Raw genomic sequence first — 25,149 nt, 5'->3', positions numbered from 1 at the left:
TGCCTGCGACACTGCTGCCATGACCAGAAGCGAGGAGTCGCCGTCGTCGGGCGATTTTCCGGTGCACTGGCCGGTGACGACCAGGTGGGCCGACAACGACATGTTCGGTCACCTCAACAACGCGGTGTACTACGCACTCTTCGACACGGCGATCAACGGCTGGATCAACACCAGCGTCGGGATCGACCCGCTGGCCGTGCCCTGGCTGGGCGTGGTGGCCGAATCGGGCTGCCGGTATCTCGCCGAGTTGCGGTTCCCGGAGCCGCTGTCGGTCGGCCTGGCGGTGACGCGGTTGGGCAACAGTAGCGTCACCTACCGGCTGGGGCTGTGGCAGCACGACCGCCCGGTCGCCGCGGTGGGGCACTGGGTGCACGTCTACGTCGACCGGGCCACCCGCAGACCGGTGCCGATCCCGGAGCAGATCCGCGCACTGCTGGAAAAGGCGCGGGCCGACTAGTCGATATGCTCGTCGGATGCCGCTCGTGAGCAAGACCGTCGAGGTGGCGGCCTCCGCCGAGGCGATCATGGGGATCGTCGCCGACTTCGAGGCCTACCCCCAGTGGAACGAAGAGATCAAAGGGTGCTGGGTGTTGGCGCGCTACGACGACGGCCGGCCCAGCCAGCTGCGTCTCGACGTCGTCGTACAGGGCCAGGCGGGCACCTTCATCACCGCGGTGTACTACCCGGGCGAGAACCAGATCTTCACCGTCCTGCAGCAGGGTGACCATTTCGACAAGCAGGAACAGAAATTCTCGGTGGTGTCGATGGGGCCGACGTCACTGCTGACCGTCGACCTCGACGTCGAGACCAAGCTGCCGATTCCCAAGCAGATGGTGAAAAAGGCGATCGGCGACACTCTCGATTATCTGGCTGGCAACCTGAAGGCGCGCGCCGAGCAGCTCGCCGCGACCTGACATCCGGCGAGTGTGGGCTCGCTGCACGCGAATCCACGCGGACGTGTGCGGGTAACCCACGTTCGGCGTGCGATGGAAGTCAGCTCCACAGTCCCGTTTCGTCGAGCCGCGCGATCAGACGCTGCGCGCCGTCGGTGAACTCGCCGCCGGTCAGCGCGACAACGGTGGCAACGTCGCGCCGACGAAGCGCCGCGATGAGTTCGCGGTGGCCGGCGACCGCCGACACTCCCCACTGCGGATCGCCGGCGTAGATCTGGCCGGGCAGATAGCGGGCGACATGAAGAAGGAACCAGGCCAGCTTGATCCGGCCGGTGGACCGGTTGAGCGCCCGGTGGAAGGCGAATTCCGCGGCGGCGATCTCGTCGACGTCGTGCCGTTCGATGGCGGCGGCCAACTCGTCGTTGAGCCCCTCCAACTCGTCGATCTCAGCGTCGTTGATGCGGTCGGCCGCCGTGGCCGCCAGCTCCTTGGCGATCGTGGCCTGTAGCCAGAAGATGTCCTCGACATCGGTGCGCGTCAGCGGTACCACCACGTGGCCGCGGTGCGGCTCGAGTTGCACCATGCCCTCGCCGCGAAGCGTGCGCAGCGCCTCGCGCACGGGCGTGATACTCACCCCGAGCGCCGCGGCGGTTTCGTCCAGCCGGATGAAGGTGCCCGGCCGCAGCGTGCCGGTCATGATGTCGGCGCGCAAAAGCGCCGCGACCTCGTCGGACAGCTGTTCGCGCCGCACCGCCCGCGGCGGTCGCCGCCGAGCTGCGGTGGGTGCGTTCACTGCGGTCTCCAGTCGTTCCTCGCCAGCGCTGAGGCGGGCTTGTCCCAAAGCGGCCGAGGCCATAGTGTGACCGGGGCAACACCCAGTGTAATCAAATATCTTTGATCAAATCATCCAGGCGCAACCCGGATCAGATGGAGCATCAGCAGTTGATCGAGCCGGATCCCACCGCACAGCCCTATCTCGCCCGCAGGCAGAACTGGACGAACCAGCTTGCTCGCCACGCGTTGATGCAGCCCGAAGCCACCGCGCTGCGGTTCCTCGGCCGGACGACGACCTGGCGGGAACTCGATCAGCGAGTGGGCGCCCTCGCCGGCGCGTTGAGCAGGCGCGGGGTGAAGTTCGGCGATCGGGTGCTGATCCTGATGCTGAACCGCACCGAGTTCATCGAGTCGTTCCTCGCAATCAACAAGCTCGGCGCGATCGCCGTGCCGGTCAACTTCCGCATGACTCCGCCGGAGATCGCGTTCCTGGTCAGCGACTGCCAGGCGGAGGTGGTAATCACCGAGGCGGTGTTGGCCAACGTGGCGACCGCGGTGCGTGACTTCGGAGACGCCGGAGCGACGCTGACCACCGTGATCGTCGCCGGGGGTGCGACCGACCAGCAGGTGATCGGCTACGACGACCTGGTCGCCGAGGCCGGCGAAGATGCGGCGCCCCCCGAGATTGCAGACATCCCGAACGACTCCCCGGCGCTGATCATGTACACCTCGGGCACCACCGGCCGGCCCAAGGGCGCGGTGCTCACCCACACCAACCTCGCCGGCCAGGCGTTGACGTTCCTGTTCACCAACGGCGCCGACATCAACAACGATGTCGGCTTCATCGGCGTGCCGCTGTTCCACATCGCGGGCATCGGCAACATGATCCCCGGCCTGCTGTTGGGCCGCCCGACCGTGATCTACCCGCTGGGGGCGTTCGACCCCGACGAGTTGCTCGACGTGCTGGAAGCCGAGCAGGTCACGGGCATCTTCCTGGTGCCCGCGCAGTGGCAGGCGGTGTGCGCCGCACAGCAGGCCCGGCCGCGCGAGCTGCGCCTGCGGGTGCTGTCCTGGGGCGCCGCACCGGCGTCGGACACCCTGCTGCGCCAGATGGCCGAGACGTTCCCGGGCACCCAGATCCTCGCCGCTTTCGGCCAGACCGAGATGTCGCCGGTGACTTGCATGCTGTTGGGCGAGGACGCGATCCGCAAGCTCGGCTCGGTCGGCAAGGTGATCCCCACCGTGGCCGCCCGCGTCGTCGACGAGGACATGAACGACGTCCCGGTCGGACAGGTCGGCGAGATCGTCTACCGCGCACCGACGCTGATGGCCGGCTACTGGAACAACCCCGCGGCCACCGCGGAAGCGTTCGCGGGCGGCTGGTTCCATTCCGGCGACCTCGTCCGCCAGGACGAGGAGGGCTACGTCTGGGTCGTGGACCGCAAGAAGGACATGATCATCTCCGGCGGCGAGAACATCTACTGCGCCGAGGTCGAGAACGCGCTCGCCGCCCACCCGGCCATCGCCGAGGTCGCCGTGATCGGTCGACCGGACGACAGGTGGGGCGAGGTGCCCGTGGCGGTCGTCGCGCTCGGCACAGGAGATCAGACCGATCTTGACCTGCGTGATCTTGACGCGTTCCTCACCGAGCGGCTCGCCCGGTACAAGCACCCGAAGGCGCTCGAGGTCGTAGACGCGTTGCCGCGCAACCCCGCCGGCAAAGTTCTGAAAACCGAACTGCGCGCACGTTTTGGGACCGTAGGTCTGATTGACGCTGATGAAAGTATCGGTGCGCCAACGAATTCTGCTCCGGCGCCGACCGACTGAGGGCCGAATTGGGTTTGCTAACGGTTATGGGCTCAATCCGCCGGATGCACTGCACGGCGCGAAAGGCATCGGGTACATTCCTGTGGTCCGTCTTACTACCGACGGGTAGGGAGACCGGGATTACAGCCGTGAGGTCGGGGCAAGGAGGGGACGTGCGACAGGGGCTGCCGGTGCACCGCGACAGTCGCCGTTGCGCCGCGGGAGCACACTGGTGACGGCGTCGACCGGCGTAGTCGGTTACGTCCGCGATCAGACCAGACCCGCGCTGGAGGCCGTGGGCGGTTTCGTGCGCATGTGCGTGCTCACCGGCAAAGCCCTGTTCAAACCGTTTCAGTGGCGCGAGTTCATCCTGCAGAGCTGGTTCTTGTTCCGGGTGTCGTTCCTGCCGACCCTCGCCGTGTCAGCGCCGTTGACGGTCCTCTTGATCTTCCTGCTGAACATCCTGCTCGCGGAGTTCGGCGCTGCCGACGTCTCCGGTGCCGGGGCGGCGATCGGTGCGGTCACCCAGCTCGGTCCGCTGGTGACCGTGCTCGTCGTCGCCGGGGCTGGCTCCACAGCCATCTGCGCCGACCTCGGCGCGCGCACCATCCGCGAGGAGATCGACGCGCTCGAGGTGCTCGGCATCGACCCGATCCACCGACTGGTGGTGCCCCGCGTCGTCGCCTCCACCTTTGTCGCCCTGTTGCTCAACGGCGCGGTGATCACCATCGGCCTGGTCGGTGGATTCGTGTTCGGCGTCTACCTCCAGAACGTCTCCGCGGGCGCATATGTATCCACGCTCACGCTGATCACCGGTCTACCGGAAGTGGTCATCTCGATCGTCAAGGCCGGTACGTTCGGCTTGATCGCCGGACTGGTCGGCTGTTACCGCGGACTCACGGTGTCGGGCGGCGCCAAGGGCGTCGGGACCGCGGTCAACGAGACGCTGGTGCTCTGCGTGATCGCCCTGTTCGCCGTCAACGTGGTGCTGACCACGATCGGTGTCCGATTCGGTACAGGGAGCTGACGTGTCGACGACAACGGTCCTGCGCTCTCGGTTTCCGCGGGCATACGAGCGCACCAAGAGTGTGGCCGGCGCCCCCACCCGTTTCCTCGACAGCGTCGGACACGTCGCGTGGTTCGTCGTCACCACGATCGGCTCGATTCCGCACGCGCTGCGCTACTACCGCAAGGAAACCCTGCGACTGATCGCCGAAATCGGCCTGGGCACCGGCGCGATGGCGGTCGTCGGCGGCACCTCCGCGATTGTCGGATTCGTCAGCCTGTCCGGTTCATCGCTCGTCGCGATCCAGGGTTTCGCCTCCCTGGGCAACATCGGTGTGGAGGCATTCACCGGTTTCTTCGCCGCGATGATCAACGTGAGATCCGCCGCGCCCTTGGTCGCTGGGGTCGCGTTGGCCGCGACGGTCGGTGCCGGCGCCACCGCCGAACTCGGCGCCATGCGGATCAGCGAGGAGATCGATGCGCTCGAAGTGATGGGCATCAAGTCGATCTCATACCTGGTCTCCACCCGAATCATGGCCGGGTTCGTCGTGATCATCCCGCTGTATGCGATCGCGATGATCCTGTCGTTCCTCTCCGGTCAGGTCACCACCACACTTTTCTACGGCCAGTCGACGGGCACGTACGAGCACTACTTCCGCACGTTCCTCCGTCCCGAGGACGTTTTCTGGTCATTCATGGATGTACTCATCATCTCGGTCATCGTGATGGTGAACCACTGCTACTACGGCTATTTCGCCAGCGGCGGTCCGGTGGGCGTCGGTGAGGCCGTCGGCCGAGCCATGCGGGCGTCACTGGTGGCGGTGGCAGTGGTGGTTCTGCTGGTTGCGTTGGCGCTCTACGGCGTCGACCCGAACTTCAACCTGACGGTGTAGCGCCATGACCGCACCGCTGAACAATCCGCGCACCCCGCCGTACAAGCTCGCGGGCCTGGTGTTGACGCTGTTGACGATCGTCGCTCTGGTGCTGGTGTACATGCAGTTTCGCGGCGACTTCCTCAACCGTGAGCAGCTGACCTTGATGGCCGCGCGGTCCGGCCTGTCCATGGACCCCGGCGCCAAGGTGACCTACAACGGCGTCGAGATCGGCCGGGTGGCCAACGTCGAGGCAGTCACCGTCGGTGACGAGCCGAGAGCCAAGATCACGCTCAACGTCGATCCCAAGTACCTCAAACTGATTCCGAAGAACGTCGATGCCAGCATCGACGCGACCACGGTGTTCGGCAACAAGTACGTCAACTTCTCGTCGCCGGAAAACCCGACACCGCAACGGATCACGCCGGCCGATGTGATCGACGTGACGAACGTCACGACGGAGTTCAACACGTTGTTCGAGACCATCGTGTCGCTTTCCGAGCAGGTCGACCCGATCAAGCTGAACCAGACACTGGCCGCGACCGCCGAGGCGCTCGACGGGCTGGGCGACCGGTTCGGACAGTCGATCATCAACGGCAACGAGATCCTCACCGACGTCAATGCCCGGATGCCCGAACTCCGCCGGGACAACCGGCTGCTGGCCGACCTCGGCGAGGTGTACGCGAACGCGGCGCCCGATCTGTTCGCGGGCCTGGAGAACGCGGTCACCACCGCCCGCACGCTCAACCAGCAGCAGGGCAACATCGATCAGGCGCTGATGGCGGCCGTCGGGTTCGGCAACATCGGCGGGGAGGTCTTCGAGCGCAGCGGGCCGTATCTGGTGCGTGGCGCGGAGGACCTCATCATCACCTCGGAACTCCTCGACGAATACAGCCCGGCGCTGTTCTGCACGATCCGCAACTTCCACGATGTGCAGCCCAAGGTGGCGGCGTCACTCGGCGGCAACGGCTACTCCCTGCGCACGCTGTCGGAGCTGATGGGCGCGGCGAACCCCTACGTCTATCCGGACAACCTGCCACGGGTGAATGCGCGCGGCGGCCCTGAAGGACGTCCCGGTTGTTGGCAGCCGGTCACCCGCGACCTGTGGCCCGCCCCGTACCTCGTCATGGACACGGGAGCCTCGATCGCGCCGTACAACCACTTCGAGTTGGGCCAGCCGATCCTGATCGAGTACGTCTGGGGCCGCCAGGTCGGGGAGAACACGATCAACCCATGAAAATCACCGGTACCGCCATCAAGCTCGGCGCCTTCTCAGTGGTGCTGCTGCTGTTCACCGCGATCATCGTGGTGGTGTTCGGTCAGATGCGTTTCGACAGCACCACCAGTTATTCGGCGATCTTCTCCAACGCCAGCGGACTGCGCGCCGGCCAGTTCGTCCGTGCCTCGGGCGTCGAGGTCGGCAAGGTCGACAGCGTCGAGTTGGTCAACGGTGGATCGCACGCGAAGGTCAAGTTCAATGTCGACCGATCGCTGCCGTTGTTCGAGGGCACCACCGCCTCCGTGCGCTACCTGAACCTGATCGGCGACCGCTACCTGGAACTCAAGCGCGGCGACAGCGACAAGCGGCTGCCGAGCGGCGCCACGATCCCGCTCGAGCAGACCCAGCCCGCGCTGGACCTCGACGCGCTGATCGGCGGCTTCCGGCCGGTGTTCCGGGCGCTCGACCCGGAGAAGGTCAACACCATCGCCCAGTCGATCATCACGGTCTTCCAGGGCCAGGGCGGCACGATCAACGACATCCTCGATCAGACCGCCTCGCTCACCTCGGCGCTGGCCGACCGCGACCAGGCGATCGGCGAGGTGATCCGCAACCTCAACACCGTGCTGGACACCACGGTCAAGCACCAGGCCGAATTCGACCAAACGGTGCAGGATTTCGAGAAGCTGATCACCGGCTTGAAGAACCGCGCGGATCCGATCGCCAGCTCCGTCGCCGACATCAGCGACGCGGCGGGCACGGTCGCCGACCTGCTCGCCGACAACCGGCCGCTGCTGCAGAGCACCGTCGGCCATCTCGAGGTCATCCAGCAACCGCTGATCGATCAGAAGGACCAGCTCAACGACATCCTGACGAGGCTGCCGACCGCGTTCAAGATCATCGGCCGGGCCGGCGGTATCTACGGCGACTTCTTCAACTTCTACGCCTGCGATATCTCGCTGCGCCTCAACGGCCTTCAGCCGGGCGGGCCGGTACGGACCGTCAAACTCTTCAGCCAGCCGTCGGGTAGGTGCACGCCGCAATGAGGACGCTCGAGGGGTCGAACCGGGTTCGAAACGGGTTGATGGGCATCGTCATCCTGGTCATCGTCATCGGCGTGGGACAGAGCTTCGCCAGCGTCCCGATGCTGTTCGCGTCACCCACCTACTACGCGTACTTCTCCGACACCGGGGGCATCGGCACGGGCGACAAAGTGCGCATCGCCGGCGTGGACGTCGGCACCGTGCGCAGCATGGAGATCGAGGGCGACAAGGTCAAGATCGGCTACGGGCTCGGCGGCACCCAGATCGGCACCGACAGCCGCGCGGCCATCCGCACCGACACCATTCTCGGCCGCCGCACCATGGAGATCGAGCCACGCGGTTCGGAACCGTTGCGCGCGAACGGTGTTCTGCCACTTGGCCAGACCACCACGCCGTACCAGATCTACGACGCGTTCTTCGACGTGACGAAGGCCGCCTCGGACTGGGACACCCAAACCGTGAAGCGTTCGCTGAACGTGCTCTCGGAGACCATCGACCAGACCTATCCGCACCTGAGCGCCGCGCTCGACGGGGTGGCCCGGTTCTCCGACACCATCGGCAAGCGCGACGAGGACATCAAGAAGCTGCTGGCCAACGCCAACAAGATTGCGGGCATCCTCGGCAACCGCAGCCAGCAGATCAACAACTTGCTGGTGAACGCCCAGACGCTGCTCGGCGCGATCACCGAGCGCCAGTACGCGGTGAGCATGCTGCTCGAACGCGTCGGCTCCTTCTCCGAACAGGTCAAGGGTTTGATCGACGACAACCCGAACCTCAACCGGGTGCTCGAACAACTGCGCGAGGTCAGCGGCGTGCTGGTCGACCGCAAGTACGACCTGATGGACACCCTGACCACGGTCGCAAGCTTCGTGGCGTCGCTCGGTGAAGCGGTGGCCTCGGGCCCCTACTTCAAGGTCATGCTGGTCAACTTGCTGCCGGGCCAGATCCTGCAGCCGTTCGTGGACGCCGCCTTCAAGAAGCGCGGTATCGACCCGCAGAAGTTCTGGCGCGACGCCGGCCTGCCCGCCTGGCGGTTCCCGGACCCGAACGCGCAGGGCTTCGAGAACGGCGCCCCGCCGCCGGGACCCGCCGTGCTCGAAGGCACTCCCGAGAACCCGGGACCCGGTGTGCTGAAGGGGTCGCCGTGCTCGTACACGCCGCCGGCCGACGGTCTGCCGACACCCGCCGACCCGTTGCCATGCGCGGATCTGTCCGTCGGACCGTTCGGCGGTCCCGCGTACCCGCCGCCCAATGTGGCGACCTCCGACCCGAACGCGCACGGCCCACAACCGTCGCCGGGCGTGCCGGCCGCGGCGATCCCGGGTCAGATCTCGCCGCCGGTGCCGGGTGCGGACATGCCGCTGCAGCCGGCCCCGCCCGGTGCGCGCACCGTGCCGGTCGGGCCGCAACCGCCGCTGCCTCCGGATTTCACGCCCGGCATCGCGCCGCTGCCACCGGCGTTGCCTGCGCCGGCGGTTCCGGGGCCCGGTCAGCAGCTGCCGCCCGCCAACACGCCACCGCTGCCGGGGAACCCGCCGTTCCTGCCGCCGCTCTCTCAGGGACAGGGGGGCTGATCGATGACGACGATCTTCAACATCCGAAATCTGAAGTTGCCCAAGGTTTCCCGGGTGACCGTCATCATCGGCGCGCTCGTCGTGGTGCTGGCGCTCGTGGCCGCCTTCGTCGGCTACAACCTGTACAAGAAGCTGACCACCAACACCGTCGTCGCCTATTTCACCGACACGCTGGCGCTGTATCCCGGCGACAAGGTGCAGATCATGGGCGTGAAGGTCGGCGCGATCGACAAGATCGAACCGGCCGGCGACAAGATGAAGGTCACCCTGCACTACGAGAACAAGTACAAGGTGCCCGCGAACGCCACCGCGTCGATCCTGAACCCGAGCCTGGTGGCGTCGCGCACCATCCAGCTGGCGCCCCCGTACACCGGCGGGCCGGTGATGGAGGACGGCGCGGTCATCCCGCTGGACCGTACGCAGGTGCCGGTCGAGTACGACGAGTTGCGTGACTCGATCAACCGCATCCTGACCGATCTTGGGCCGACGCCGGACCAGCCCAAGGGCCCGTTCGGCGACATCATCGAATCCGCCGCCGACGGCTTCGCGGGCAAGGGCAAGCAGCTCAACGAGACGTTGAACAATCTGTCCGAGGCGCTGTTCGCGCTCAACGAGGGCCGCGACGACTTCTTCAGCGTGGTGAAAAGCCTGGCGCTGTTCGTCAACGCGTTGCACCAGAGCGATCAGCAGTTCGTCGCGCTGAACAACGACCTCGCCGAGTTCACCAACGCGTTCACCAACACCGACCGTGAGGTCGCAAACGCGCTGCAGGACCTCAACCAGCTGTTGACGACGACCCGCGGATTCCTCGACGAGAACGCCGAGGTGCTCACCACCGACGTCAACAACCTGGCCGAGGCGACCACCGCGATCCTGCAGCCGGAGCCGCGCAACGGTCTGGAGACCGCCCTGCACGTGTTCCCCACGCTGGCCGCGAACCTGATGAACATCATCTCGCCGGTGACCGGTGGCGTGATGGGCATCCCGGTGATCAACAACTTCGCCAACCCGCTTCAGTTCATCTGCAGCTCGATCCAGGCGGGCAGCAGGCTCGGCTACCAGGAATCAGCGGAGATGTGTGCGCAGTACCTTGCACCGATCCTGGACGCGATCAAGTTCAACTTCCCGCCGTTCGGTATGAACATGTTCACCTCGGCGCTGACGTTGCCCAAGCACATCGCGTATTCCGAGCCGCGGCTGCAACCGCCGCCGGGATACAAGGACACCACGGTCCCCGGCATCTGGTCGCGCGACACCTTGTTCTCGCACGGCAACCACGAACCGGGCTGGGTCGCCGCACCGGGTATGCAGGGCGTCGACGTGCAGCCGTTCACGGCGAACATGATGACGCCGGAGTGCCTCGCGGAACTGCTCGGTGGACCCAACTGCGTGATCCCCGCGGCGCCACCGGCATTCGGCACGACGCGCAACGGCAACCTGCCCGGCCCGCCGAACGCGTTCGATCAGAACAACCCCCTACCGCCGCCGTGGTACCCGCAGCCGGGGCCGCCGCCACCGCCGGCGCCGGGCGTGGTCCCCGGTGATCCGGGCGGAGCGGCGATGGCCGGGCCGCTACCGGCTCCCGGTGTGGGGCCTGCGCCGGCCGCGCCGCCGGCGCCGGCAGGACCGCCGCTACCAGCAGAGGCAGGCCGGTGATGAGCGCTCGCGGGAAGAACAGACAGCCGGTGATGAGCGCTCGCGCGAAGAACAGACGGCCGATGATGAGCGTGCGCAAGTGGCGCAGGATCGCTCAGCGCGTAGTCGCGCTGAGCGCGCTGGTCCTCGTGGTGAGTTCCTGCGGTAACTGGAAGGGCATCGCGAACGTACCGCTGCCGGGAGGGCCGGGCACCGGGCCGGACGCGATGACGATCTACGTCCAGATGCCGGATACGTTGGCGCTCAACGTCAACAGCCGCGTCCGCGTCGCCGACGTCTACGTCGGCCGGGTGCGCGCGATCGAACTGAAGAACTGGGTGGCGACGCTGACGCTGGACGTGCAGCCCGACATCGAATTGCCCAAGAACGCCCTGGCCCGCATCGGTCAGACCAGCCTGTTGGGCTCGCAGCATGTCGAGCTGGAGCCGCCACCAAACCCGTCGCCGGAGCCGCTGCAAAGCGGTGACACGATCCCGCTCGCGAACTCGTCGGCCTACCCGAGCACCGAGCGGGTGCTGGCGAGCATCGCCACCATCCTGCAGGGCGGGGGGGTGCAGAACCTCGAGGTGATCCAGACCGAGATCTTCAACGTGCTCAATGGCCGGGCCGATGAGATCCGCGAGTTCTTCAACAAGCTGGACACCTTCACCGCCGAGCTAAACCAGCAGCGCCAGGACATCACCCGCGCAATCGATTCCACCGACCGGTTGCTGACAATCGTCGCTGAGCGCAACGACACCCTGGACCGGGTGCTGACCGAGTTCCCGCCGCTGATCAAGCATTTCGCCGAGACGCGTGATCTGTTCGCCGACGCGGTGGAGGCCGTCGGCCGGATCAGCCGGGCCGCCGACAACGCGTTGGCACCTGCCAGCGACAACCTGCACACCAACCTGCAGAACCTGCAACGCCCCCTCAAGCAGCTGGGACGCGCGTCGCCGTACCTGATCGGCGCGCTCAAGATCATGCTGACCGCGCCGTTCTCGATCGAGAACGTGCCGAAGGTGGTACGCGGTGACTACCTCAACGTGTCGCTGATGGTGGACCTGACGCTGTCCGCGGTCGACAACGGCATCCTGTCGGGTACCGGTGTCTCGGGCATGCTGCGCGCGCTCGAGCAGGCGTGGGGTCGCGACCCGGCCACGATGATTCCGGACGTGCGGTTCACGCCGAACGCGCACAACGCGCCGAACGGCCCGCTGGTGGAAAGGGGTGAGTGAGCTGTGCTGACCAGGTTCATCAGAATCCAGCTTGTGCTGTTCACCATCCTGACGATCATCGCGGTGGTGGTGCTGGGGTGGTACTACCTGCGCATCCCCAGCCTTGTCGGAATCGGCCAGTACGAGTTGAAGGCCGAGCTCCCACGCTCGGGCGGCCTGTACGCGACGGCCAACGTCACCTACCGCGGCACGCAGATCGGCAAGGTGACCTCGGTCGAGCCGACCGAGCGGGGAGCGCTGGCGGTGATGAGCATCGATGACCGCTACAAGATCCCCGCCGACGCGACCGCGAACGTGCACTCGGTATCGGCGATCGGCGAGCAGTACCTGGATCTGGTCTCGACGGGCGACCCGGGCCAGTACCTGGCGCCGGGCTCGACGATCACCGAGAGCACCGTGCCCAGCGAGGTCGGCCCGGCGCTGGATGCCGCGAACAAGGGTCTGGCCGTACTGCCCAAGGAGAAGATCGACGCGCTACTGACCGAGACGTCACAGGCGGTCGGCGGGCTCGGCCCGGCGCTGCAGCGGCTGGTGGATTCCACGACCAACATCGCGCAGGGATTCCGCGACAACCTGCCGCAGGTCAACGACATCATCACCAACGCAGGACCGATCCTGGACAGCCAGGTGCAGTCCGGCGACAACATCGAGCAGTGGTCGCGCAACCTCAACGTGATCGCCGCGCAGGCGGCCGAGCAGGATGCGGCGCTGCGAAGCGGCCTGCAGCAGGCCCCACCCACGCTCGACCAGCTGTCGGCGGTGTTCAGCGGTGTGCGCGAGTCGTTGCCGCAGACGCTGGCGAACCTCACCGTCGTCATCGACATGCTCAAGCGGTACAACAAGGGCCTGGAGCAGACGCTGGTGGTCCTGCCCCAGGGCTCGGTGGCCGCGCAGGCGGGCACGTTGTTCGAGGACCTGGGTCAGCTCCCGCTGGCGCTGGGGATCAACCAGCCGCCGCCATGCCTGACCGGCTTCCTGCCCGCGTCGGAATGGCGCTCGCCGGCCGACACCAGCATGGCGCCGCTGCCGCGCGGTACCTACTGCAAGATCCCGAAGGACTACCAGGGCAACGTCGTACGCGGCGCGCGCAACTATCCGTGCGTCGACGTTCCGGGTAAGCGGGCCGCGACCCCGATGGAGTGCCGCAGCGACGAACCGTACGTTCCGCTGGGCACCAACCCGTGGTACGGCGACCCGAACCAGGTCCTGTCCTGCCCGGCCCCTGGCGCGCGCTGCGACCAGGGCGTGAACCCGGGCCGCGGCGTCATGCAGGCGCCGTCGGTCAACAACGGACTGAACCCGGCACCCGCCAGCGACCTGCCGCCGCCGAACTCAACGGCGCCGGTCAGTGATCCCCTGAGCCCGCCCGGACAGGGCAGCGTGACCTGCAGTGGACAACAACCCAATCCCTGCATCTACACTCCGGCACCAGGGCCACCCGGCTCTACGGCGGTGTACAGCCCGACCAGCGGCCAGGTGGTCGGACCCGACGGCGTGAAGTACAACGTCAGCAACTCGAGTAACCCAGGAGACGACGGATGGAAGGAGATGCTGGCACCCGCCAGCTGAACCCCACCGATGCTGATGAGACGCCCGACGAGTCGTTAGCAGTATCCCCAGATCCAGAGCCCGCCGAGGAACCGGACACCACCGAAGAACAGACTTCGACCGATCCACGCCGACCATCGCGGATCGGCCGCGGCATGGCCGGCTGCATCTGCGCAGCGCTGCTCGCGCTCGCTGTCGCCGGGGGCGTCGCGGGTTTCCTGTTGTTCAAGAATGACCAACGGGTCGCGGCCAGCGAGCGCGCCGAAGCGGCCGCACTGCAGGCGGCCAAGGATTGTGTGGCGGCGACACATGCGCCCGACACCGCCGCAATGACCGCGGCGCAGACCAAGATCATCGACTGCTCGACCGGCGACTTCGCCGTGCAGTCCTCGCTGTACGCGGGAGTCCTTGTCGACGCGTACCAGGCCGCCGACGTGCGGGTGCAGGTCTCGGATATGCGCGCAGCGGTGGAGAAGCACAACGACGACGGATCGTTCGACATCCTGGTCGCGGTGCGGGTCAAGGTCACCAACTCCGACACCGCCGATCAGGAGCAGGGCTACCGGCTGCGTGTGCGGATGGCGCCGGAAGACGGGACCTACAAGATCGCCGAATTGGATCAGGTCACATCGTGACGTCGTCGACCCTGACACTCGACACCACCCCGGACTCGCCGACCGCCGAGGAGGTCGCCGTGGAGCCGGTGGCGTCGTGGGCGGCCAGGGCCGGCGCGTTCGCCATCGATGTCCTGATCGGTGTCGCCGTGCTGGTGACGCTGGCATTGGTTTCGCTGACCGCGCCGCTGCGCAGTCCGCTGTGGTGGGGATACATCGCCGCCGTGGTCGTCGTGGTGTTGTTGATCGCGGTCAATCGCCTTGTGCTGCCTGGCATCGCCGGCTTCTCGCTGGGCCGCGCGGTGTTCGGCATCGCGGTCGTGAAGCGGGACGGCTCACCGGTCGGAGTGTGGCGGCTGCTGATTCGTGACGTCGCGCACCTGCTCGACACCGCGGCGCTGTTCATCGGCTGGTTGTGGCCGCTATGGGATCGCCGCCGCCGGACCTTCGCCGACCTTCTGCTGCGGACCGAAGTTCGGCCGACGGCGCGGCCGGCGCGAAATGTGCGCAAGCTGACCGCAATTGCGCTGATCGTCGCGACGATCGGCTGCGCGGCCGCGATCGGAATCAACTACTGGGTGGTGTACCGGCACGAGCGCGCGGTGGAGGAGACCAGGCAGCAGATCACTGAGCAGGGACCACGGATCGTCGAGCAGATGCTCAGCTACAAGCGCGACACCATGCAGGAGGACTTCGCACGCGCCCAGGCCCTGACCACCGACGGTTACCGGGATCAGTTGGTCGCCCAGCAGCGGTCCGCGCAGGACGCGGGCATCACCTCCAACTCGTACTGGGCAGTGAGCAGCGCGGTGCTTTCAGCGTCGCCCGACGAGGCCGAGATGCTGCTGGCGATGCAGGGCCAGCGCGGCGACGATCCGAAGAACCTGAAGTTCATCACCGCAACCGTGCGAGCGGATTTCGAGAAGTCGGACGACGGCCAGTGGCAGGTCGCGAATCTCACGGTGTTGAAGAGACCGCACATGAACGCGCAGGGCCGATGAGCCCGCGGCGCAAGGTCGGATCCGACGAGCGGGATTTCTTCGAAGTGGCGCCGAGGCCGCCGCGGCGCTGGGCGCTACCGGTCATCGCCGTGGTCGCGTCGCTGTTGATGGCCGCCTCGATCACGGCCGGCGCGCTGATGTTGGTCAGCCACGAATCCGATCGGCGCGCCGCGGTGAAGGACGCCGCCGCACTCGGTTACGTCAGCCAGTTCATGACCGATTACACGACGCTGGATCCGTTCCACGCCAACGCGTATGTGGAACGGATCCTGGCGGAGGGCACCGGCGACTTCGCGAAGATGTTCAAGGAGAAGCAGAACGAGATCCTGATCCAGGTGGCGCGGGCCGAGCCCACCACCGGCACCGTGCTCGCCGCGGGGGTGCAGCGGTGGAACGACAACGGCAGCGCCGACGTCCTGGTCGCGACCAAGGTCACCACCAAAGCGGCGGACGGCAAGTCGACGGTCGAAAGCGGAAATCGTTGGATAGCAACGGCTATCAAGGAAGGACAGCAGTGGAAGATCAGCCAGCTGATCCAGGTGATCTGACCACTGGGGAAGCCGCCGCCACGCCGCGTCGTCGCCGGCGGTGGTTCTCCCTCCGCCGGCGGCCGGAAGAGTCGGCGTCCGAGCCGGATTCGGCCGTCGCCGAGGAGACGGAGGACGTGGCTCGCGACGAAGCGAAGCCCGCGCCGCGGCCGGTGGGCAAGGCGAACCGCAGGGCCCGAACCCAAGTGTCTGAACCGGAGGCGGCCGAGCAACCCGACGCCGAATCCGAAGTCGACGAACCGCAAGCTGAGCCCGCCCAACCCGACGCCGAATCCGATGTCGACGAGCCGCAACCTGACGCCGAACCCGACGTCGAATCCGCCGCCGGCGAACCGCAAGCGGAGGCGGCCGACGAGTCCGACACCGCCGAATCCGACGCGGAGCCACAGGAAGTGAGGTTCGTGCCGCATCGGCCCGCGGGCAGGCGGCTCATCGCCGCTGCGGTGGCGGCGGCGGTGTTGTTCGTCGGCGCCGCGGCGTTCGCCGGGGCGACCCTACAGCCGTACCTCGCCGAACGTGCCGAGGTCAACACCAAGCTCGAGGTGGCGAGCACGGCCGCGAGGGCGATCTCCACGCTGTGGACGTACACGCCGGACAACATGGAAACACTGCCGGACAGAGCGGCGGCGTTCCTCGGCGGTGACTTCGCCTACGAGTACCGCAAGTACATCGACGCGATCGTCGCGACGAACAAGCAGGCGAAGGTCACCAACACCACCCAGGTGCTCGGCGCTGCGGTGGAAACCCTGACCCCGACGGAAGCCACCGCGATCGTCTACACCAATTCGGTGGCCACCAGCCCGATGACCAAGAACATCCCGTCGCTGCGCTACCTGTCCTACCGGTTGACGATGGAACGCCGAGATGCGAAGTGGCTGATCACCCGCATGTCGACCATCACGTCGCTGGATCTGACGCCGCAGTTGTAACCCGGTCGTGGCCGTCGAATCCCCTGTCTCACAGCGGTTGACGATCACCTGCCTGCTGCTGCTGACGTTTGCGACCGGCCTGGTCGACGCGGTCAGCGTGCTGAAGCTCGGGCATGTCTTCGTCGCGAACATGACGGGCAACGTGATCTTTCTGGGCTTCTGGTTCGTTCCGCACTCGAGCGTCGACGTCACCGCCGCCCTCGTCGCATTCGTCAGCTTCGTGACGGGTGCGGTGGTGAGTGGCCGCTTCGCCCGCCACCTCGGGACCGACATCCGGCGATGGCTGGCGATCACGTTGGCCTTCGAAGTCCTGATGTTGGCGGCACTTTCGGTGCTCGCCGGTGCCGGCGTGCTCGACTACCAGGACGACAGAAAGCTGCTTCTCATCGCCGGACTTGCCGTCACCTTCGGCGTGCAGAATTCCACTGCCCAGCAGTTCGGCATCCAGGAGCTGTCCACCACGGTGTTGACGACGACGATCGTGCGGATCGGGTTCGACAGCAGGCTGGCCGGCGGCACCGGGGACCGCGAAAAGCTGCGCTACAGCGTGGTGCTCACCATGTGCGGCGGCGCGATCGTCGGCGCGACGATGACGCGCTTCACGGTCGCGCCGATCATCGCGTTGGCCGCGGTGATGGTCGCGATCAGCGGGGCGCTGTTCTGGTTCGGCGGCCGGAGATCCGGGGCCGACTCTTAGTTGAACGCCAGCCAGCTGGGCAAGGCGCGTTCGCGCGAGTCGCACAGCACCTGACGGGTGTCGCACGAGCCGCGGGGCACGCCCGCGCCGGCCCACATCCCGCCGGTGTCACGGCGCAACACGATGGACGACGATCCGCCGCCGTCGAGCAGCACCGCCGCGTCACTGCCCAAGCCGCGGAACAGATCCTGGATCTGGTCGGGCGTGTAACTGCCGCCCTGGAAGACGTACATCTCGTCCTTGTCCTTGGCATACCCGATCGCGGTGCGGGCCGCGCTCGGCCCACCGTCGTTGAGTTGGCCGGTGTCGCCGGGCGCGAGCAGTCCGATGCCTGCCACCGCGACGAACCGCGCGCCCTCGTCGACCAGCGCCTGAATAACGGGCGACGCCGCGTCGTAGTCGTCGGGACTCTTGGGCGGCACCACATACGGCGCCCCGCCCACCGGAAGGACCATCGTCGACAACGCTTTCCAGTGCTCGTTGCCGCCGGAGAGCCCTTGCTTGCCCGCGTACGCGATCGTGCCGGTCACCGCGGCGTTGGCCCGGCCCTGCCCGCGGGTATTGTCGACATATGCACCCAACGGCGAACTGCAGCCGGTCGACTTCCAGGAACCGCCCTTCTGGCCGCGCACGTCGAAGAAGTTGGCGTTGATCGCGATCGTCGGTTGGCCGAGGGCCTGCCAGGCTTGCAGCGGGGTGAAGATCTCCGACGCCTGCAACAGGCCCTCCCCGGTGCGGGCCCGCGGATCGCGTTCGCAGCGCGCTTGGAAGCCCCGGTGCGAGTCGACGAGAAGGCGTGGCGCGAGACGAGTGGACGCGGCCTTGATGATCATCAAGTGCCCGCCGCTGGTCATCTCGTACCAACCGCCGCCCGCATTGAGCATCGGCGCCGGGTGCCCGCCGCCGAAGTTGTACACAAGGTACGAACCGCGCGTCGTGGCAATGGCATTGGCGAGTAGTTCGCGTGCGCTCGCGGCCTTCGCGGCCGGGACCCCCGTTGTCGCCGACAGCACCGCGCAGAGCATCAACGATGCGGCCGACGCCGCGAATCGCCGGATGTTTGCCGCAGCCGTCGGCACCGTCGCCCCTTTCCGGAAGCCCATAAACTCCAGCCAACCGTAACCACAGGAGAAACGCTGTCAACTTTCGTCACATCTGCATCACAGTTGTGCATCGTCCTGCCAGAACCCTGAGTTTCGAGCCCGAGAAGTGGGTAAGGAGAGGTGGTAAGCCGTGTACGGCGGACTACGTGGTGAGGAGCGGCAATGATCTGGACCATTATCAGCGCGATAATCGTCGGCGCGATCATCGGTGCGTTGGCCCGACTGGTGATGCCCGGTAAGCAGAACATCGGTGTGCTCATGACGATTCTGTTGGGCATCGTGGGGTCATTCCTCGGGTCGTGGCTGACCGGCCTGTTCGGTTACAGCAACGAGAACGGCGGTTGGGCGGTCATCCCGTTCATCGTCGGTGTCATCGTCGCGGTCGTGTTGATCGCGATCTACGTTGCAGTCACCGGTCGCAAAGGCACCGGAGCACCGACGGCCCGCTAGCGTTGCGGCGGCGCCAATCGGTAGATGGCGTCCGCGTAGTCGTCGGTGATGTAGACCGCCCCGTCGGGTCCCGTCACGGCGGCCACCGGGCGTCCCCACCGGGAACCGTCGGCTGCCTGAAAGCCGGTGACCAGGGTCTGCTGGTTGCCCAAAGTACCGCCTTGCCAAGGAAAGAACGCCACCTCGGGCGTACGCGGCGGCTCTCTGTTCCACGACCCGTGCACACCGACCAGCGCCCCGCTGGCATACGGCTCCGGCAGCACGCCGGTAGTGAAGGTCATGCCCAGCGGCGCCGCGTGTGCACCGAGACTCTGCTCGACCGGCGGCAGCGAAGCGCAGTCGAGACGGCTTCCGTCGGCATTGGTCTGAACGTCGCGGATGAACGGTAGGTTCGCCGGGCCACCATCGGGATTGCAGTACGGCCAGCCCAATTCGCGTCCTTGCCAGAGTCGGGCGACCGATTCGGGAGGATGGTCGTCGACATAGTCGGGAACGACCTCCCCGCTCCGCGGGTCCGCCACATTGTCACGGTTGTTGACCGCGGTCCACACCGACCCATCCGGGGCGATGGCCAGGCCGGTGCCGTTGCGCACGCCCGTGGCGAACGGCTGCGCCTCACCGCCGCTGGGCGGAACGCGCATGATCGTCGCCCGGGGCGGATCGGCGTCGCGGTCCTCGGCGGAGATGTTGCCGGTCGAGCCGATCGAGAAGTAGACGCTGCCGTCGGGGCCGACCGCAACGGATTTGAGCGCATGCGCGTAAGCCCCCTTCAGGTCAGGACTCTTGGCGTCGGGCAGGTTCGCGACGACGGTGCGTCGGTTCGTCGCAGCGCCGTCGGCGTAGTCGTACACGTCGATCTGGTCGCTTTCCGCGATGTAGAGCGCGTCACCGGCGAACGCCATTCCGTGTGGCTGGTCGAGGTTCTCGAGCAGCGTCGACTGACGCGGTTCGGCGCCGGTGGGCTCGAGCCGCAACACCTGGCCGGTGCTCGGCTGGGACACCAGCAGCGTGCCGTCGGGCGCCCACACCGCCAGCCTGGCCTTCGGTACCCGGGCCCACACCGACATCGACCATCCCGGCGGCACCATCGCTTGCCGAGGCTCGTCGAACGGCGATTGCGCGAGCGGCGACGCGACCGCCACGTTGACGGGCGCCAGGTCCGCGGAGGCGGCCACCGTCGGAGCCGCCGGAGTCGACGACGGGCTCGGCGCACGGCTCGGCTCGGAGCTCGTGGAGCAGGACGCCACCAGCGCCGCGCCGGCCAGACACGCAATTGCGTTACGCCGCAGCCAAACTCGCATGCATCTCCCAAACCAGGATTTCGGCGGGCGTGGTGGCCGTGACGCGCTGCCCGCCCGACCCGGTGAAGCGCACCGCGTCGCCCTCGTGCAGCGCACCCGCGCCCTCGAGCGTCACCTCACCGCGGGGGACGAACAGATGCAGATACCGCGCCTGCGGCAACTCGACGGTGTCGCCGGGTCGCATGCGGGCGCCGTGCAGGGCGGTGTGCCTGTTGCGGATGGCGATCGCGGTCTGACCGCGGTGCTCGGGCATACCGGAGGCGATGGTCACCAACCCGCCGCGCAGCAGTTCGTCGTCGATCTCGAGCTGCTGATAACCCGGGTCGATCCCGGACTCGTCCGGCACGACCCACATCTGGACGAAATGCACCGGCTCACTATGCGTCTCGGCGCCGGTCAGCGTCCACGAGTCGTTCTTCTCGGAGTGCAGAATGCCGCGACCGGCCGACATCCGCTGTGCCAGACCGGGATAGATGACTCCAGAGTGACCGGTGGAGTCCTGGTGCACCAGCGATCCGCGTAACACCCAGGTGACGATCTCCATGTCGCGGTGCGGATGGGTGTCGAACCCGGTACCCGGTGCCACGATGTCGTCGTTGTTGACCAGCAGCAAACCGTGGTGGGTGTTCTCGGGCTCGTAGTGGCTGCCGAAGGAGAACGAGTGCTTGGAGTCCAGCCAGGAGATCTTGGTCTTCGCGCGGTCGTCGGCACGCCGGATGTCGACGGTTTCCGCTGCGGCCATGCCTCCAGGGTAGCGGCGCTACCAGTCCGCCTCGTCGTAGGTGACGACGCCGCGGATGTTCTTCCCGTCGAGCATGTCCTGGTAGCCGGAGTTGATGTCCTCGAGCCGGTAGGTCTTGCTGACCATGTCGTCGATGTTGAGCAGGCCGGACCTGTACAGCCCGACAAGCTTGGGCGTCTCGATGTGGCTGCTGCCGCCGCCGAAGATGTTGCCCTTCAGCGTCTTCTGCAACATCGTGAACAGGAACAGGTTGAGCTTGACGTCGACGTCCATCATCGACCCCATGCCCGTCACCACGCAGGTGCCGGTCTTGGTGGTCAGGGTCAGCGCCTCTTCGATGTACTCGCCCTTCATGTCGCCTACGGCGATGATGGTCTTGTCGGCCATGATGCCGTGGGTGAGGTCGATGACGGGTGCGATCGCCTCGGCCATTGACGGGTAGACATGGGTGGCGCCGAACTTGATGGCCTGGTCGCGTTTCCATTCGTTCGGGTCGATCGCGATGACGTTGCGGGCGCCGGCGATCACCGCGCCCTGCAGCGCACTCATGCCGATGCCGCCGACGCCGACGATCACGACGGTCTCGCCGGGTTTCACTTCGGCGACGTTGGTGGCCGACCCGAAGCCCGTCGGCACCGCGCAGCCCAGCAGGGCCGCCGACTCGAACGGAATGTCCTTGTCGATCTTGACGACCGAGTCCTTGTGCACGGTCATGTACGGCGCGAAGGTGCCGAGCAGGTTCATCGGCGACACCTCGGTGGTACCGGCGTGCACCCGCGAAGTTCCGTCGGCGATGGCCTTGCCGCCGAGCAGCACCGCGCCGCGGTCGCACAGCGAGCGGTAACCCTTGAGGCACGGCGGGCATTCGCCGCACGCGGGGATGAACGCGAGGATGACGTGATCGCCCTCCGCCAGCCCGGTCACGTTGCGGCCGACCTTGGTGATGACGCCCGCGCCCTCGTGGCCGCCGAGCGCCGGCAGCGCGATCGGGGTGGCGCCGGTGGTCAGGTGGTAGTCGGAGTGGCACATGCCCGCGGCGTGCAGGCGGATCTGGACCTCATCGGCGACGGGGTCACCGATCTCGATCTCGTCGATGCGGAACGGCGAGTTGAGCTCCCAGAGAAGCGCGCCTTTGGTTCTCATGGAGGCTGACTATAGAACACGTTGCAGAACAGGTGTCAAAGAGCCCGCTGACCTGCGGGTTAAGGCGCTTACCCGCGTTGTCGAGCGGCCCTTATCGTGCGGATTCTTGTCGATTGCGTGGCATAACTGGCCACTCGGCGATCAGAGCGAAGCGGGGAGGCCGAACTTCTCGAACGACGTCATGTGGAACGCCACCACGTGCGTGATGCCGTCACGCCCGACGTCGAGAACATGCATCTGAAACGGCTCGTGGACGCCGGTCTCCCGATTGATCATGTACAGCGCGCCGGCCGGCTGACCGTTCGCGGTGGTCTGCACGAACCGCATGTCCCCGGGGCCCTCCGCCGGGCAGTGCGTCTTCGACAACTGCACGATGTCCTGCGGGCCTTGGTACCAGCCGTCGAACGGCGGCATCTCCCACACGGCGTCCGCGGTGAACAACTCGACCAGCTTGTCGATGTCGTAGCTCTCGAACGCAGCGATGTAGCGCGTCAGCAGATCCTGCGCCTCCGGCGTCTCCGGCGGCTGCAGCTGGTCGTCCTCACTCGGGCCGACGGCCTCCAGTTGCGCACGCGCCCGCTGCAGAAGGCTGTTGACCGCCGCGGTGGAAGCGCCGATCGCATCCGCGACCTCGGCGGCCTTCCACTGCAGTACCTCACGCAGCACCAGCACCGCGCGCTGCCGCGGCGACAGATGCTGCAGCGCCGCGACGAACGCCAACCGCACGGATTCACGCGAGCCCACGATGTTCGACGGGTCGGTCGAATCGTCGGGAAGCGGCTCCAGCCAGGGCACCTCGTCGCGCGCGACGATGTCGTCGACCGGATCCGAACTCGGCGCGCCGAGCCCGGTCGGCAGCGGCCGCCGCTGTCGGCCTTCGAGCGCCGTCAGGCTGGTGTTGGTGGCGATCCGGTACAGCCACGTCCGCACCGACGATTTGCCCTGGAATCCGTCGTACGACTTCCACGCGCGCAGATAGGTTTCCTGCACCAGGTCCTCGGCATCATGCAGGGAGCCGGTCATCCGGTAACAGTGCGCGAGCAACTCGCGGCGGTACCGCTGCGCGTCGGCCAGGAAGGCATCCTGGGCGCTTCTGTCGTCGACATCGTGGGCCAGCACCGTCACGTCGCCGAGCTTAATCAGTGGGTATGACAAACGGATAGTCTCGGCGGGTGGCCACTACCCGCAGCGAACACACTTTCGCCGGTGTCGGCGGCGTGCGCATCGTCTATGACGTCTGGACCCCCGAGGATGACCCCCGCGGCGTGGTCGTGCTCTGTCACGGATACGCCGAGCACGCCCGCCGCTACGACCACGTCGCGACCCGGTTCGGCGAGGCCGGACTGGTCACCTATGCCCTCGACCTGCGCGGCCACGGCCGGTCCGGTGGCAAGCGGGTGTATCTGCGCAACATCGGCGAATACACCGAGGACTTCCGCAGCCTGGTCGGCCTCGCCGCCGCCGAGCACCCACAACTGCCGCGGATAGTCGTCGGCCACAGCATGGGCGGCGGGGTCGTGTTCGCCTACGGCGTCGAGCACCCCGGCGACTACACCGCGATGGTCTTGTCCGGGCCTGCCGTCTACGCGCAGGACGCGGTGTCGTCGTTCATGATCGCCGTCGCCAAGGTCGTCGGCAGCATCCTGCCGGGCCTGCCCGTCGAACAGCTGCCGACCGAAGCGGTGTCCCGCGACCCCGAGGTCGTGGCCGCCTACATGGCCGACCCGATGGTGCATCACGGCAAGCTGCCCGCGGGCATCGCCAAGGCGCTGATCAAGGTGGGCGAATCCATGCCGCAGCGGGCCTCTGCGCTCACCGCGCCGCTGTTGGTTGTGCATGGCGAGCAGGACAAGCTGATCCCCGTCGCCGGCAGCCGCCACCTGTTGGAATGCGTCGGCTCCAGCGACGCGCACCTGAAGGTCTATCCCGAGCTGTACCACGAGGTGTTCAACGAGCCCGAGCGCGACCTGGTGCTCGACGACGTCACCTCGTGGATCGAGGCCAAGCTTTGAAAGGCGTTGCCGCCGGCCTTCTTTCACTCGCCCTTACGCTGGCCGCGTGCTCGTCGTCGGGTCAGACCCAATGGGTCGACGAGGAGGTCACCTTCACCGCCGACGGCCTGACGGTCCACGGCACCTACCGGCATCCGTCCGGCGAGACGCCGGGTCCCGCCGCGCTGCTGATCTCCGAAAGCGGCGCCACCGACCGCAACGGCGACAACCAGGTCGCCGGCCCGGTCGGCAACATGCGCCAACTCGCCGAACTGCTGTCCGACCGCGACGTCGCAAGCCTGCGTTACGACAAGATCGGCACCGGCAAGACCGGTCTGGGTCCCTACGCGCAGCGGCCCACCGAGGTGGTCAGCGCCGTGTACACCTCCGGCGCGAAGGCCGCCGTTCGCTATTTGGCCGGTCAGCCCCGCACCGACGGCGACCGCATCTCGGTCTACGCGCTGGGAGAGGGCGCCATCCACGCGATGCAGTTGGCCGGCGACACCGGTCCCGATGCGCCGAAGATCCACTCGCTGGGCCTCTTTCAGCCCCTGCCCGGCCGCTACCTGGACATCATCACCAACCGCGTGCGCGCCAACGCCAGCCCCGCGGCCCTGTCGACGTGGCTTAAGGCCGTCGACGAGGTCCGGACGAAGGGGACTGTGCCCCCGAACCTCCCCGAGGGTCTCGGCGCGCTGCTCAACCCCGGCAACGTCAACGCCGTCATCCAGGCCGACAAGATCGACCCGCTGACGCTGGCGGCCGACATTCCGGCGGGCACGCCGGTCCTGCTCACCTGCTCGGACTCCGACGGTCAGGCCGACTGCACCGCGATCAAGCCACTCGCCGATGCGCTGCGCCACACCGCGCTGACGCTGGTGGAACTCGAGGGCGTCAACCACGTGCTGCGCGACGACCCGAGCGACAACGTCGCCAATTACGCCTCACAAGATCCGCTTTCTCCACAGGTGGTCGAAGCGCTGAACGGGTTTGTCGCCGAATAGCCCTAATCTGGCGCCATGA

At 66.9% G+C, this 25,149-nt stretch carries 25 protein-coding genes; 19 read left to right on the top strand and 6 right to left on the bottom strand.

The genetic code is table 11. From position 1 onward, the window contains the following. Positions 1-19 precede the first annotated feature (19 nt). Both AU187_RS01285 and AU187_RS01280 read left to right on the top strand, forming a co-directional pair. Entirely contained in the window at positions 20-457 is a 438-nt protein-coding gene (locus tag AU187_RS01285; RefSeq protein ID WP_059100617.1) for an acyl-CoA thioesterase, read from the top strand. A gap of 16 nt (positions 458-473) precedes the next feature. Next, the gene (locus tag AU187_RS01280) at positions 474-914 is read left to right on the top strand and encodes an SRPBCC family protein (RefSeq protein ID WP_059100618.1); all 441 of its coding nucleotides are present in this window, start codon (positions 474-476) and stop codon (positions 912-914) included. A 79-nt stretch (positions 915-993) separates the two neighbouring features. Here AU187_RS01280 and AU187_RS01275 read toward each other — a convergent pair whose 3' ends face one another. Next, positions 994-1,686, bottom strand: a complete 693-nt coding sequence (locus tag AU187_RS01275) for a GntR family transcriptional regulator (RefSeq protein ID WP_231740369.1) — start codon at positions 1,684-1,686, stop codon at positions 994-996. 134 nt (positions 1,687-1,820) lie between these two features. On the opposite strand from AU187_RS01275, the gene fadD5 reads away from it, so the two are divergent. From fadD5 to AU187_RS01205, 14 genes are all read left to right on the top strand, one after another. After that, positions 1,821-3,494 carry a fatty-acid--CoA ligase FadD5 gene (fadD5, locus tag AU187_RS01270; RefSeq protein ID WP_059100620.1) on the top strand — a complete coding sequence of 558 codons (1,674 nt, stop codon included), beginning with the start codon at positions 1,821-1,823 and terminating at the stop codon, positions 3,492-3,494. 211 nt (positions 3,495-3,705) lie between these two features. Then, complete coding sequence (locus AU187_RS01265) at positions 3,706-4,500, top strand: MlaE family ABC transporter permease (RefSeq protein ID WP_059100621.1); 795 nt, start codon at positions 3,706-3,708, stop codon at positions 4,498-4,500. Position 4,501: 1 nt separating this feature from the next. Next, positions 4,502-5,371 (top strand): MlaE family ABC transporter permease, encoded by an 870-nt coding sequence (locus AU187_RS01260; protein ID WP_059100622.1) that lies wholly within the window; start codon positions 4,502-4,504, stop codon positions 5,369-5,371. A gap of 4 nt (positions 5,372-5,375) precedes the next feature. After that, complete coding sequence (locus tag AU187_RS01255; protein WP_059100623.1) at positions 5,376-6,587, top strand: MCE family protein; 1,212 nt, start codon at positions 5,376-5,378, stop codon at positions 6,585-6,587. Continuing rightward, complete coding sequence (locus AU187_RS01250) at positions 6,584-7,615, top strand: virulence factor Mce family protein (protein WP_059100624.1); 1,032 nt, start codon at positions 6,584-6,586, stop codon at positions 7,613-7,615. The genes AU187_RS01255 and AU187_RS01250 overlap by 4 nt, the downstream gene beginning before the upstream one ends. Then, on the top strand, positions 7,612-9,186 hold the full coding sequence (locus AU187_RS01245) for an MCE family protein (RefSeq protein ID WP_059100625.1): 1,575 nt from the start codon (positions 7,612-7,614) through the stop codon (positions 9,184-9,186). The genes AU187_RS01250 and AU187_RS01245 overlap by 4 nt, the downstream gene beginning before the upstream one ends. Before the next feature lie 3 nt (positions 9,187-9,189). After that, positions 9,190-10,842, top strand: coding sequence for a virulence factor Mce family protein (locus AU187_RS01240; RefSeq protein WP_059100626.1), 1,653 nt, complete (start codon positions 9,190-9,192; stop codon positions 10,840-10,842). A gap of 62 nt (positions 10,843-10,904) precedes the next feature. Next, positions 10,905-12,059: an MCE family protein gene (locus AU187_RS01235; RefSeq protein WP_059100627.1), complete on the top strand. Its 1,155-nt coding sequence runs from the start codon at positions 10,905-10,907 to the stop codon at positions 12,057-12,059. A gap of 3 nt (positions 12,060-12,062) precedes the next feature. Beyond that, positions 12,063-13,628 (top strand): MCE family protein, encoded by a 1,566-nt coding sequence (locus AU187_RS01230; RefSeq protein WP_059100628.1) that lies wholly within the window; start codon positions 12,063-12,065, stop codon positions 13,626-13,628. Further along, complete coding sequence (locus tag AU187_RS01225; protein WP_059100629.1) at positions 13,598-14,242, top strand: Rv1363c family protein; 645 nt, start codon at positions 13,598-13,600, stop codon at positions 14,240-14,242. The genes AU187_RS01230 and AU187_RS01225 overlap by 31 nt, the downstream gene beginning before the upstream one ends. After that, positions 14,239-15,222, top strand: coding sequence for an RDD family protein (locus AU187_RS01220; protein WP_082683693.1), 984 nt, complete (start codon positions 14,239-14,241; stop codon positions 15,220-15,222). The genes AU187_RS01225 and AU187_RS01220 overlap by 4 nt, the downstream gene beginning before the upstream one ends. Then, positions 15,219-15,770, top strand: coding sequence for an Rv1363c family protein (locus AU187_RS01215; RefSeq protein ID WP_059100630.1), 552 nt, complete (start codon positions 15,219-15,221; stop codon positions 15,768-15,770). The genes AU187_RS01220 and AU187_RS01215 overlap by 4 nt, the downstream gene beginning before the upstream one ends. After that, positions 15,737-16,699 carry a prolipoprotein diacylglyceryl transferase gene (locus AU187_RS01210; protein WP_059100631.1) on the top strand — a complete coding sequence of 321 codons (963 nt, stop codon included), beginning with the start codon at positions 15,737-15,739 and terminating at the stop codon, positions 16,697-16,699. Before AU187_RS01215 ends, AU187_RS01210 begins: the two co-directional genes overlap by 34 nt. Positions 16,700-16,706: 7 nt before the next feature. After that, positions 16,707-17,396, top strand: a complete 690-nt coding sequence (locus tag AU187_RS01205; RefSeq protein ID WP_059100632.1) for a YoaK family protein — start codon at positions 16,707-16,709, stop codon at positions 17,394-17,396. On the opposite strand, the gene AU187_RS01200 is transcribed toward AU187_RS01205, so the two are convergent. After that, positions 17,393-18,499, bottom strand: a complete 1,107-nt coding sequence (locus AU187_RS01200) for a phosphodiester glycosidase family protein (RefSeq protein ID WP_059100633.1) — start codon at positions 18,497-18,499, stop codon at positions 17,393-17,395. The genes AU187_RS01205 and AU187_RS01200 overlap by 4 nt on opposite strands. 162 nt (positions 18,500-18,661) lie before the next feature. On the opposite strand from AU187_RS01200, the gene AU187_RS01195 reads away from it, so the two are divergent. Further along, entirely contained in the window at positions 18,662-18,949 is a 288-nt protein-coding gene (locus tag AU187_RS01195) for a GlsB/YeaQ/YmgE family stress response membrane protein (RefSeq protein WP_059100634.1), read from the top strand. Here the strand turns inward: AU187_RS01195 and AU187_RS01190 are convergent. The 4 genes from AU187_RS01190 to AU187_RS01175 form a co-directional block, all read right to left on the bottom strand. Further along, the gene (locus AU187_RS01190; RefSeq protein ID WP_059166162.1) at positions 18,946-20,250 is read right to left on the bottom strand and encodes a PQQ-dependent sugar dehydrogenase; all 1,305 of its coding nucleotides are present in this window, start codon (positions 20,248-20,250) and stop codon (positions 18,946-18,948) included. The two genes, AU187_RS01195 and AU187_RS01190, sit on opposite strands and share 4 nt — an antisense overlap. Next, positions 20,228-20,992 carry a pirin family protein gene (locus AU187_RS01185; RefSeq protein ID WP_059166161.1) on the bottom strand — a complete coding sequence of 255 codons (765 nt, stop codon included), beginning with the start codon at positions 20,990-20,992 and terminating at the stop codon, positions 20,228-20,230. The genes AU187_RS01190 and AU187_RS01185 overlap by 23 nt, the downstream gene beginning before the upstream one ends. 18 nt (positions 20,993-21,010) lie before the next feature. Then, a complete protein-coding gene (locus AU187_RS01180; RefSeq protein ID WP_059166160.1) occupies positions 21,011-22,135 on the bottom strand; it encodes an NDMA-dependent alcohol dehydrogenase in 1,125 nt (374 codons plus the stop codon). Between the two features lie 141 nt (positions 22,136-22,276). Then, complete coding sequence (locus tag AU187_RS01175; protein ID WP_502687722.1) at positions 22,277-23,260, bottom strand: sigma-70 family RNA polymerase sigma factor; 984 nt, start codon at positions 23,258-23,260, stop codon at positions 22,277-22,279. Positions 23,261-23,307: 47 nt separating this feature from the next. On the opposite strand from AU187_RS01175, the gene AU187_RS01170 reads away from it, so the two are divergent. Both AU187_RS01170 and AU187_RS01165 read left to right on the top strand, forming a co-directional pair. Next, the gene (locus AU187_RS01170) at positions 23,308-24,147 is read left to right on the top strand and encodes an alpha/beta hydrolase (RefSeq protein ID WP_059166158.1); all 840 of its coding nucleotides are present in this window, start codon (positions 23,308-23,310) and stop codon (positions 24,145-24,147) included. After that, positions 24,144-25,130 carry an alpha/beta hydrolase family protein gene (locus AU187_RS01165; protein WP_059100640.1) on the top strand — a complete coding sequence of 329 codons (987 nt, stop codon included), beginning with the start codon at positions 24,144-24,146 and terminating at the stop codon, positions 25,128-25,130. The genes AU187_RS01170 and AU187_RS01165 overlap by 4 nt, the downstream gene beginning before the upstream one ends. Positions 25,131-25,149 lie beyond the last annotated feature (19 nt).

It is taken from the genome of Mycobacterium sp. IS-1556 (assembly GCF_001499985.1).
In the GTDB taxonomy this organism is placed as follows: domain Bacteria; phylum Actinomycetota; class Actinomycetes; order Mycobacteriales; family Mycobacteriaceae; genus Mycobacterium.
Note: the sequence above shows the minus strand (reverse complement) of the source record. Positions and strands in the feature narration are given on the sequence as shown.

Bases quoted from the DNA above. Each gene is read 5' to 3' on its own strand.
- AU187_RS01185 (WP_059166161.1), bottom strand. From the start codon at position 20,992: ATGGCCGCAGCGGAAACCGTCGACATCCGGCGTGCCGACGACCGCGCG.
- AU187_RS01250 (WP_059100624.1), top strand. From the start codon at position 6,584: ATGAAAATCACCGGTACCGCCATCAAGCTCGGCGCCTTCTCAGTGGTG.
- AU187_RS01285 (WP_059100617.1), top strand. From the start codon at position 20: ATGACCAGAAGCGAGGAGTCGCCGTCGTCGGGCGATTTTCCGGTGCAC.
- AU187_RS01240 (WP_059100626.1), top strand. From the start codon at position 9,190: ATGACGACGATCTTCAACATCCGAAATCTGAAGTTGCCCAAGGTTTCC.
- AU187_RS01245 (WP_059100625.1), top strand. From the start codon at position 7,612: ATGAGGACGCTCGAGGGGTCGAACCGGGTTCGAAACGGGTTGATGGGC.
- AU187_RS01200 (WP_059100633.1), bottom strand. From the start codon at position 18,499: ATGGGCTTCCGGAAAGGGGCGACGGTGCCGACGGCTGCGGCAAACATC.
- AU187_RS01280 (WP_059100618.1), top strand. From the start codon at position 474: ATGCCGCTCGTGAGCAAGACCGTCGAGGTGGCGGCCTCCGCCGAGGCG.
- AU187_RS01180 (WP_059166160.1), bottom strand. From the start codon at position 22,135: ATGAGAACCAAAGGCGCGCTTCTCTGGGAGCTCAACTCGCCGTTCCGC.
- AU187_RS01235 (WP_059100627.1), top strand. From the start codon at position 10,905: ATGATGAGCGTGCGCAAGTGGCGCAGGATCGCTCAGCGCGTAGTCGCG.
- AU187_RS01255 (WP_059100623.1), top strand. From the start codon at position 5,376: ATGACCGCACCGCTGAACAATCCGCGCACCCCGCCGTACAAGCTCGCG.
- AU187_RS01190 (WP_059166162.1), bottom strand. From the start codon at position 20,250: ATGCGAGTTTGGCTGCGGCGTAACGCAATTGCGTGTCTGGCCGGCGCG.
- AU187_RS01215 (WP_059100630.1), top strand. From the start codon at position 15,219: ATGAGCCCGCGGCGCAAGGTCGGATCCGACGAGCGGGATTTCTTCGAA.
- fadD5 (WP_059100620.1), top strand. From the start codon at position 1,821: ATGGAGCATCAGCAGTTGATCGAGCCGGATCCCACCGCACAGCCCTAT.
- AU187_RS01225 (WP_059100629.1), top strand. From the start codon at position 13,598: ATGGAAGGAGATGCTGGCACCCGCCAGCTGAACCCCACCGATGCTGAT.
- AU187_RS01195 (WP_059100634.1), top strand. From the start codon at position 18,662: ATGATCTGGACCATTATCAGCGCGATAATCGTCGGCGCGATCATCGGT.